This window comes from Mesorhizobium sp. M1D.F.Ca.ET.231.01.1.1 (assembly GCF_003999155.2).
Lineage (GTDB): Bacteria > Pseudomonadota > Alphaproteobacteria > Rhizobiales > Rhizobiaceae > Mesorhizobium.
Genome location: NZ_RZOZ02000234.1, coordinates 1 through 297, shown reverse-complemented (window position 1 = coordinate 297; position 297 = coordinate 1). Strand labels below are relative to the sequence as shown.

Here is a 297-nt window from a genome sequence, read left to right as displayed (position 1 = left end):
TCGGCGGCGATGCCGGTGCCATCATCCAGTATTCGGGCAATGCGCTGAAGGCCGACGATCCGGCGCAGACCAAGGTGGCCGGCAAGCTCGATTTCGGCGTCGTGCCGAAAAAGGAGAAGGCAATCGCGCAGATGGGCATCTTCATCGCCGGCGTGCCGAAATCGGCGCCCAACAAGGCGAACTCGATCGAGTTCCTGAAATGGTATGTCAGCGCGGAGACCCAGGCGAAGCTCTCGGAAGCGGGCTCTATTCCCGTCAAGCGCAGCGCCTTCGGCATCGCCAAGCCCGGCAACCGGC

Annotated in this window: 1 protein-coding gene; it reads left to right on the top strand. The window is 63.3% G+C overall.

Going from position 1 to position 297, the window contains the following annotated elements; all coding sequences use genetic code 11:
• Nucleotides 1-297 (top strand): extracellular solute-binding protein (locus EN874_RS33090; RefSeq protein ID WP_127428869.1); only part of this gene is annotated, 297 nt, incomplete at both ends.